This window comes from Streptomyces pseudogriseolus (genome assembly GCA_002154585.1).
Lineage (GTDB): Bacteria > Actinomycetota > Actinomycetes > Streptomycetales > Streptomycetaceae > Streptomyces > Streptomyces pseudogriseolus.
On sequence record MUNG01000300.1, the window covers coordinates 1 to 8,822 of the forward strand.

General features: G+C 73.4%; 11 protein-coding genes. 3 read left to right on the forward strand and 8 right to left on the reverse strand.

All coding sequences use genetic code 11. The features are described from left to right. The 4 genes from CCN29_RS24440 to CCN29_RS24455 form a co-directional block, all read right to left on the reverse strand. Positions 1–1,046 (reverse strand): ABC transporter permease (locus CCN29_RS24440; protein WP_107481731.1); only part of this gene is annotated, 1,046 nt, incomplete at its 3' end. Positions 1,047–1,089: 43 nt separating this feature from the next. Further along, entirely contained in the window at positions 1,090–1,770 is a 681-nt protein-coding gene (locus CCN29_RS24445) for a DUF1275 family protein (RefSeq protein WP_086684483.1), read from the reverse strand. A gap of 6 nt (positions 1,771–1,776) precedes the next feature. Next, positions 1,777–1,938 carry a hypothetical protein gene (locus tag CCN29_RS36190; protein WP_006131736.1) on the reverse strand — a complete coding sequence of 54 codons (162 nt, stop codon included), beginning with the start codon at positions 1,936–1,938 and terminating at the stop codon, positions 1,777–1,779. Between the two features lie 54 nt (positions 1,939–1,992). Then, positions 1,993–2,466, reverse strand: coding sequence for a MarR family winged helix-turn-helix transcriptional regulator (locus CCN29_RS24455; RefSeq protein ID WP_031063485.1), 474 nt, complete (start codon positions 2,464–2,466; stop codon positions 1,993–1,995). Between the two features lie 57 nt (positions 2,467–2,523). Here CCN29_RS24455 and CCN29_RS24460 point away from each other — a divergent pair, with 57 nt between their 5' ends. Next, positions 2,524–3,339: an alpha/beta fold hydrolase gene (locus CCN29_RS24460; RefSeq protein WP_031063489.1), complete on the forward strand. Its 816-nt coding sequence runs from the start codon at positions 2,524–2,526 to the stop codon at positions 3,337–3,339. On the opposite strand, the gene CCN29_RS24465 is transcribed toward CCN29_RS24460, so the two are convergent. Then, positions 3,336–4,793 (reverse strand): amino acid permease, encoded by a 1,458-nt coding sequence (locus CCN29_RS24465; RefSeq protein ID WP_006131733.1) that lies wholly within the window; start codon positions 4,791–4,793, stop codon positions 3,336–3,338. The two genes, CCN29_RS24460 and CCN29_RS24465, sit on opposite strands and share 4 nt — an antisense overlap. A gap of 108 nt (positions 4,794–4,901) precedes the next feature. Next, positions 4,902–5,363, reverse strand: coding sequence for a universal stress protein (locus CCN29_RS24470; protein WP_006131732.1), 462 nt, complete (start codon positions 5,361–5,363; stop codon positions 4,902–4,904). Positions 5,364–5,510: 147 nt separating this feature from the next. On the opposite strand from CCN29_RS24470, the gene CCN29_RS24475 reads away from it, so the two are divergent. Then, on the forward strand, positions 5,511–6,350 hold the full coding sequence (locus CCN29_RS24475) for a polysaccharide deacetylase family protein (RefSeq protein WP_031021448.1): 840 nt from the start codon (positions 5,511–5,513) through the stop codon (positions 6,348–6,350). A gap of 40 nt (positions 6,351–6,390) precedes the next feature. Here CCN29_RS24475 and CCN29_RS24480 read toward each other — a convergent pair whose 3' ends face one another. Next, on the reverse strand, positions 6,391–7,056 hold the full coding sequence (locus CCN29_RS24480) for a class F sortase (RefSeq protein WP_031063493.1): 666 nt from the start codon (positions 7,054–7,056) through the stop codon (positions 6,391–6,393). Between the two features lie 337 nt (positions 7,057–7,393). Between CCN29_RS24480 and CCN29_RS24485 the strand changes: the two genes are divergently transcribed. Continuing rightward, positions 7,394–7,954 carry a hypothetical protein gene (locus tag CCN29_RS24485; protein ID WP_086684486.1) on the forward strand — a complete coding sequence of 187 codons (561 nt, stop codon included), beginning with the start codon at positions 7,394–7,396 and terminating at the stop codon, positions 7,952–7,954. Between the two features lie 300 nt (positions 7,955–8,254). On the opposite strand, the gene CCN29_RS24490 is transcribed toward CCN29_RS24485, so the two are convergent. Further along, positions 8,255–8,822: bestrophin-like domain (locus tag CCN29_RS24490; protein WP_086684489.1), on the reverse strand; the 568-nt coding region annotated here is incomplete at its 5' end.

The following is an 8,822-nucleotide window of genomic DNA, read 5'->3' on the forward strand; positions in this document are numbered from 1 at the left end:
GTGCTGTCCGCCTGGGCGGCGAGTGCGGAGGCCAGGACGCCGCCCGCCGCCCAGGCGGACAGCACCCACCAGGCCGTGGCGGTGTGATGGCCGCCGAAGTAGGCGTAGTTGCGGAGCAGCGTCACCGATGCCCCGTTGGGCAGGGCGGGGCCGAGGTCCCGCCAGAACGGCGGCAGCAGGGCCGAGGGATAGACACCGCCCGCGCTGGGGTTGCCGAGCACGACGAAGATCAGCACGGACAGGGCGATGCCCATCGGCCCCAGCAGTACCTGGAACGCCATCCCCGATGCCGCCGCGGCGAACGTGGTGAGCGCGCCGATCCACCACAGCGCGGCGAAGTGCCCCGGCAGCGCGTCGAAGACCAGGTCGACGACGATCGCGCCGCCGAGCCCCGACAGCACCGACAGCACGGCGAGCGCGCCGAGCCGGATCAGCATGCGGTGCGGATTGGCCGGCCGCGCCCCGTACGTGGCGGACACCGCCGCCGAGGCCAGGTAGCCGCCGACGACCAGGCCGACCGCCAGGTAGAAGGGGGCGAGACCGCGCCCGTCGGCCTCGTTGGGCGGGCGCAGGTCGGTGATCCGCAGCGGCTGCGACGGGTCCGCCTGCTGGAGGACCCGCTCCAGCGCCTGGACGCCCGACGGGCCGCCCGCCGACGCCACGAGCAGCCGGTCGGCCCGCCCGTCCGGGGCGACCAGGAGGGCCGCGTCCACCTCGCGCTCCAGCACCATCGTCCGCGCCTGGGCGACGCCGTCCGCGGGCCGCCCGGACAGTGGCTCGCCGGGGATGCCGTTCAGCCGGTCGATCACCGCCCGCCGCTCCGCCTCGGGGGCCACCACGGCGACCGGGATCCTTTCCGGGGTGGGGGAGTGGAACGCCCCGATGTAGGAGACCACGAAGGCCAGTTCGAGGACCAGGACGCCCAGCATGACGAGCGCGGCGCGGGGCGTGATCGCGTCCCGCGCCTCGGCCCGGAAGCGGCCCAGCGGCGTCGCGGCGGGGGAACGTCCGGGTGACCGCCCGTCCGGTCCGGGGGTCTCGGCCATGTCGGCTCCTTGCTTCGGTGAGGTCGGTCGGCGCGGCGAGGCGTCAGGGGTCCGGGGAGCCCGTCCGGTGAGCCCGTCGGGGAAGCGCGAGGAGCGCCACGGTGGTGCCGGCCGCCGCGACGGCGGGCCCGAGCCTGGCGTCGACCGCCATCGCCCCCGACGCCGTCAGGGCGCCCAGGAACAGCATCACGGCCGCTCCCACACGGACGACCGCGTGCCGGGAACTGCCGTCGGCGGCGTCCTGCGCCAGGCTGGTCAGCGTGCCCGTGACGAACGTCGTGGTCACCCCCGACCCTCCCGCCGCCCGCCTGGCGGCCGCGGTCTGGCTGCCCATCGCCGCCGCGGACGCGGCCAGAGTCAGCAGCCGCAGTGCCGTGCCGGGCGCGGGACTCACGGACTTCAGCACCAGCACCGCGAGGTCGAGCACGACGACGGCCACGAGGACCGCCCGGATCCTGCCCCACCGCGGCCCCGGCCCCTTCGGCGCCGCCCTGGACGCCGCGTACACCGCGGCCAGGAACGCCGCGAGCGCCGTGGCCGCCCCCGCGACGAGCGCCCCGTACCCCGGCCGGCCGGTGAGTCCCGACAGGACGAGGCTGCCGGTCATGTTGGCGGTGAACACGCCCCCGAGCTCGACGAACGCGAAGGCGTCACCCGCCCCGGCCGCGAACGACAGCAGCGCGGCCGTGACCGCGAGGCGCGTCGACGACGGCGCCGCCCGCATCGTCGGTCAGGTGTCGTCGGCCGGGGGAACCGGGTCCGGGGAGAACGGGGCGTGGCGGCGCGGGAGTTCGCTGGCGGCGGGCTCGGCGGAACGTCTGGCGGTCCACCGGGGAGGCGTCGCGGACATCTCGATCACCCTTTCGGACGGGATTCCCACCATGGTGGTCATACGTCGTTGAAGGGTGCATCTCGAACGGCCGGCGGGCCGGACCGGCCGAGGGCGTCAGTCGTCGTCAACGGCATCCAGCGCCTTGAGCAGTTCGCCCAGCACGCGCAGACAGGCCGTCACCTCGGCGTCCGTCAGGCCGCCGCCCGTCTCCCGCAGCAGCGCGTGCTCCCGGCGCAGCACCTCGCCGATCGCCGCCGCGCCCTTCTCCGTCGGGCGGATGAGCGACGAGCGCCGGTGGGCGGGGTTGGGGACGCTCTCCACCAGCCCCTGGTCCGCGGCCTCGTTCACCATGCGCTGCACGAACTGGCGGCTGATCGCCTGCGCCCGGCCCATCTGCGGCACGGTCATCGGCCCGTTGCGGTGCAGCAGCGTCAGCACGGCGCGCACCCCGAGGGACAGTTCACCGTCCGTCAGGCCGCGTTCGACGCTGCGCTGGGCGCGCCGGTACAGGGGCCCGACCAGGTCGTACACCTCGGTGAGGCGTCGGCCGAGCTCGTCGGGCGGGAGGGGGGTCTCGTGGTCCGTCACCCGTCCATCATGACATCCAGGTTGTCAAAGTGCTCCTGACATGACACCTTGGTTGTCATGACTGGTGCTTCGGATCTCCGCTCTTTCCCGTCCGCCGACGGCGACCTCGCCTACCGCGACACCGGCTCGGGCGACCTCGTCGTCCTGCTCCACTCCGGCTTCGTCGACCACCGCCTCTGGGACGACCACGTGCCCCTGCTGGCCGAGCGGTACCGGGTGATCGCCCCCGACACCCGGGGCCACGGCTTCTCCGCCAACGCCACCGCGCCGTTCCGCTGGGCCGACGACCTGGCCGCGCTGCTGCGCCACCTCGACGCCGGGCCCGCGGTCCTCGTGGGGCTCTCCATGGGCGGCGTGATCGCCACCGACACCGTGCTCGAACACCCCGGCCTGGTCCGCGCTGTGGTCACCGCCGGGGCCGTGACCGGCGACTTCCAGTACACCGACCCCTGGCACCGCGAGCTCCAGGGGACCATGGCCCGGGCGCTGGAGACCGGGGACGTGACCACCTGGCTCGACGCGTTCCTGCGGCTCGTGCCCGGCCCGGAGCGCACCGCCGACGACATCGACCCGGACGTCCCGCGCCGCGTGCGCGAGATGGCCCTGCACACGCTGTCCAAGCACAGCCCGGACGAGAAGGACTGGCTGGTGCGGGTCACCGGCTCCCTCGACCGCACCGGCGAGATCCGCGTCCCGCTGCTCGCCGTCAACGGCTCCCTGGAACCGGCCGGCCTGCACACCGCCGCCGAGCGCCTGGCCGGCGCGGTCCCCGACGGCCGTACGGCGACGATCGACGGCACCGGGCACTACTCCGCGCTGGAGCGCCCCGACGCGTTCACCCGCGTCCTGCTGGACTTCCTGGAGTCCCTCTAGTCGCTCTGGTCGCTCTGGTCCCGCTTCCCGGCGCCGTCCCCGGCCGCCCGCGCGAGCGCCGAACGCCGGTAGGAGTAGCCGAAGTAGACGATCAGGCCGATCGCGAACCACACGGCGAACCGCACCCAGGTCTGCCACTGCAGGAACGTGATCAGCCAGACCGAGAACACCACGCCCACCGCCGGCACCACCGGCATCCACGGCGTGCGGAAGGAGCGCGGCAGCTCCGGCTGCCGGTAGCGCAGCACGATCACCGCCGTGCACACCACCACGAACGCCAGCAGGATGCCGATGTTGGTCAGCTCGGCCGCCTCGCCGATCGGCAGGAAACCGGCGATGGCGGCCGACGCCACCCCCACGATCCAGGTGACCCGCGTCGGCACGTGCCGCGTCGGGTGCGTCTTGGCGAACCACCGGGGCAGCAGCCCGTCCCGCGACATGGAGAACCAGACCCGGGTGACGCCCAGCATGAACGTGAACATCACGGTGAGGATGCCGATGATGGCGCCCACCGCGATCACGTCCGCCAGCCCGCTCAGCCCCACCGACTTGAACGCCGTGGAGAAGCCGCTCTCCGGGTCGATGTCCTTGTAGTCCTGCATGCCCGTCAGCACCAGGCAGGCCGCCACGTACAGCACCATCGAGATGATCAGCGAGTAGATGATCGCCTTCGGCATGTGCCGCTGCGCGTCCTTGGACTCCTCCGCCGCCGTCGACATGGCGTCGTAGCCGAACACCGCGAAGAACACGGTCGCCGCACCCGTGAACGCCCCGCCGACGCCGAACGGGAAGAACGGCTCGTAGTGTTCCGCCCGGATGTGGAAGACGCCGACGCCGATCACCAGCAGCACGACCAGCACCTTCAGCACCACGACGACCGTCTCGAAACGCGCCGCGTTCTTGATGCCGAGGTTGAGAAGCGCCGCGATCAGCAGACACAGCAGCGCCGCGAACAGATCGACCCGGTGCCCGTCCCCGGTGCCGGGCGCGCCCAGCATCCAGGCCGGCAGGTCCGCGCCCATCTCGTTCACCAGGAAGCTGAAGTAGCCGGAGATGCCGATCCCGACCACCGCGACGATCGCCGTGTACTCCAGCAGCAGGTCCCAGCCGATGAACCAGCCCGCCAGCTCGCCCAGCACCGCGTAGCCGTACGTGTACGCCGAGCCGGCCTTCGGGATCATCCCCGCGAACTCCGCGTACGACAGCGCCGCCGCGGCGCTCGCGACACCCGCGATCAGGAAGGACAGCAGCACCGCCGGCCCGGCCGTGCCGTTCGCCACCGTGCCCGCGAGGGTGAAGATGCCCGCGCCGATGATGCCGCCCACGCCGATCGCGGTGAGTTGCCAGAGCCCCAGGGTGCGCTCCAGCGCAGGACCCCGGCCGACCTCCGTCTCCTCGATGTGCTCGATCGGTTTGCGGCGGAGAATCCCCTCACCCGCCCGGAGCCGGTCCATGCGCCTCACCTCTTCGCGTTCGGCAAGCGGCTGACGAGGGCACATGATCCCCCCGGGGCGCCGCCGACGGAAGACACCACGCGAGCCGCACGGCCCGCCTTCACCGGACTACGGCACCACCGTCACCGGCCAGCGACCCGCCTTCACCAGGCGCACCGCCACCGACCCCACGAACCGGTGCCCCGCCTGCTCGGACGCGCCCACCACCACCGCGTCCGCCGTGAGGTCGTCCGCCGCCTTGACCAGGCCGTTGTACGGGTCGCCCCGGAAGGTGTGGAACTCCCAGCGGATGTCGAAGATCCCCTTGATCCGCTCCATCGACTCCCGGATCTGCGCCGCCAGGTCCTGCGCTATCTCCTCCGTCGTGTCCGCCACCGGCGCGCCCAGCGCCGCCCCGCCCGCCAGTACCGGCTGCACGTACACGATGGCGAGCAGCGCCCCCTGACGCCGCGCCAGGCCCGCGGCGTACGCCGCCGCGCGCAGCGACGAGTCGGAGCCGTCCACCCCGGCCACGATCACCTTCGGGCCGTCCGTGCCCCGCTCGAACCGATGCGCCTGCTGTTCCGTCACGACCGGGAGGCTATCGGAGCGCCGCCCGGCCGGACACCGCGAGGTCCCCGCACATCTCCGCCGTATGCTGCGCCGATCAGGTGAAAACGTGCCGCCGCACCGGTGTCGCGGCGCTGCGCCCGTCCCCCGCGGGGCGACTGATGAGTCATGCAGAAGGATCAATTGCTCACCCGGCGCCGGGCGTTGCTCGCCGGTGCCGTCACGCTGGGCGCGGCAGGCATGGCCGCGGCGCTCGCGCCGGGGACCGGGAACCGGGGCGCGCCGGCGTCGCCGCCCGCCGCCGGGGCGCCCGCGGCCCGCCGCCCGCTCAGGCCCTCCGAGTACCGCCTGAGGCCCCTGACCGGCTACGGCCCCCCGCGCACCGTGCCCGGCAGGACCCCGGTGCGCGAGGAGCCGCTGCTGAAGGTGCCGGACAACGGCCGCACCGTCGTGCTCACCTTCGACGACGGACCCGACCCCCGCTACACCCCCGACATCCTCGACACCCTCGCCCGCCACGAGGTGCGCGCCATGTTCTTTGTGTGCGGCGAGATGGCGCACTACAACCCGGACCTGCTGGCCCGCATGGCCGACGAGGGGCACGTGGTGGGCAACCACACCTGGTCGCACCCCCTGCTGACGAGCCTGCGCCGCCGCACCATCCGCTCCGAGATGGAACGCACCAGCGACGTCGTCGAGCGGCACCACGGCACCCGCCCGGAGTGGTTCCGCGCCCCCTACGGCGCCTGGAACCGCGCCGCCTTCGAGCTGGGCGCCGAACTGGGCATGGAGCCGCTCGCGTGGACCGTCGACACCCTCGACTGGACCGAGCCCGGCACCCGCACCATCGTCGGCCGGGTCGAGGACGGCGCCGCCCCCGGCGTCGTGGTGCTCTCGCACGACGCCGGGGGCGACCGTTCGCAGAGCGTGAAGGCCCTGCGCTCCTATCTGCCGCACCTGCTGGACTCCGGCTACCACGTCACCGTGCCCCGCCGGGAATACGTCTGAGCACGCACGGAGCGGCCCCGCCCGCCCGGGCGGGGACCGCTCAGCGGACCTCCACCAGGCGGGCGAAGGCGACCACGTTGCCGTCGTAGCCGTTCTGCTGGGTGAAGCCGCCGCCGCAGGTGATGACCCGCAGCTCCGCGGCGCCCTTGGACGCGTAGACCCGGTCGCCGGGGAAGTCGTTCTTCGAGAAGACCTCCACGCCGTAGATTTCGAACACGGCCGTTTTGCCGTCCCTGCGGCCGATCTCGACCCGGTTGCCCTGCTTCAGCGCGCCCAGTCCGTAGAACACGGCCGGGCCCTGCGCGTTGTCCACGTGCCCGACCACGACCGCCGTGCCCTTCTCGCCCGGTGTGACCGCGCCGGTGAACCAGCCCGCCAGGTTCGGGTCCTCGGGCGGCGGCGCGTCCACCCAGCCGTCCGCGTCCAGGCCCACCGGCACGATCGGCGCGTCCACCTGGATGGCCGGGATCCGCACCCGGTCCGGCACCGAGTACGGCAGCGGCGCCAGCGCGCCGACGGTGACACCGGGGGTCGCGCTGCCCGCGGCGGCCGCACCGGCCGGCTGCGGCGGGCCCACGTCGAACTCCCCGGAGCCGTTGCGGAGCAGCGCGAGGCCGGTGAGCAGGACCAGCGCTATCACGCCCCACGGAGCGCGCCTCCTCGGGCGCGCCTCCTCTTCGGCTTCGGCCGGCTCGAAAGCTGACATTCGCCTTCCCCTCTCGACACGGCCGTCGCCGTGTCACTCGCGCATGACGTGAACGCTAAGCGGAGGGTGCGCCACCGGCGACGGGACGGCGGCGAACGGGTGGCCTCGGGGCGGGCGGGGTGCGCCATCCGAGGTGATCCCGGACGAAGATCTTCTGACGGTCCGTGACCTGCGGCGATGGGCCCGCCCGCGGGGGAGGGGCGGGGGGAGCCCTCAACCGTACGGACCATTCCCGAAATGCGCGGCGGCGCAGGGCAACTGAGGGTCTTTCCGGGAGGCGCTTTCTCGCCGATCGGACCGGGGACGGGACCCGGGGCGTCTCCCGCGGAGGATCACCATGCGCAACACACGTGCCCTCGCGGCCGCCGGAGCCGCGGTCGCCGTCCTCGGGGTCGCCGCCCCGGCGGCCGTCGCGGACGGCGGACGGGTGCCCAACCCGTCCAACATCGTCGCCCTGCCCAGCGTCATCGCCCGCGGCGGCCAGCTCACCATCACCGTCGACGGCTGCCCCAACGGGGGCCACGCCACCTCGAACGCCTTCGAGCGGACGAACCTGACGCCCGTCAGCGGCGGCAACGACGCCGGCAGGGGCGGTATCGACGCCGGCAGGGGCGGTATCGACGCCGGCCGGGGCGGCAACGACACCGCCAGGGGCACCGCCACCATCCACCAGGACGCCCGCCCCGGCTCCTACGACATCACCGTCCACTGCTCGGGCCGCAGCCTGACCCGCCCGGCCGCCTTCACCGTCATCGGCGGTGTCCGTGGCGGCATCGGCGGCAGCAGCGCCACCGGAGCGACCCCCACCGACATGGCGATCGGCGGGTCGCTGGTGGCCGCCGCCGTCGTCGGCAGCGGCGTCTTCTGGATGCGCCGCCGCGCCGAGAAGCGGATCTGAGGCGCTGTTCCCCTCGGTCTCCCGTTCCGCACGTGCTCGGCGCCCGCGCCCCGGACCCTGACGGTCCAGGGCGCGGCCGCGCGCGGCATCGGTGTCGGCACGGGGACCGGCGGCTAGGGCCTTTCGTTTGGATCAGGCCGGCCGTGAGGCGCGGTGCCTCTCCGGCCGACCCGAGCGGGGTCTGGTGCGTGCAGCTGCAAGGCGGAGGAGGGAGTCGACGCGGAGCGTCGGCGACCGACGACAACGCCGCAGATGTGCGTGCCAGACCCCGCGACGCCGGGGTGATCCAAACGAAAGGCCCTAGCTCTTGATGTCCGGGAACAGCCTCAGGAACGGCTCGGCCGTAGCCGCCAGGCCCCGGCTGTACGGCGCGTCGAAGTCCCAGATGAGGAACAGCAGGAAGGCGATCAACGCGGAGAACAGCCCGGCGAGGATCAGTTCGCGGCGGGTGCGGCGGATCTGGAGGGCGAAGATCATGCCGATGGTGATCACGGCTCCGGTGACCAGCCCGAACCACACCACGCCCGGCATGGTCGCCCCGGTCGACTCCGCGCGGGCGCTGCGCGCCTGGTCGGCCGCGGCCACCTGGTCGACGAGCGGCTGGTAGGCCTGCGCCTCGAAGTCGGTGCGCGGCTCGTAGTCGGTCACGTCCCGGCGCAGCCGGTCGAGCAGTTCGGTTCCCTCGTCGGTCAGCCGGCCGTGGTCGGCCATGGTCCGCCACTCGGTGGTGACGACGTGTCCGACATAGGCGTTGACATCGTCACGGATCCGGTCACGGATCTCGGCGGGGTAGACGCGTACCCGCTCGGAGACCTCGTGCAGGGCGACCGCCTCGGCGCGGACGTTCTCCTGGGCGGCGCTGCGGCCC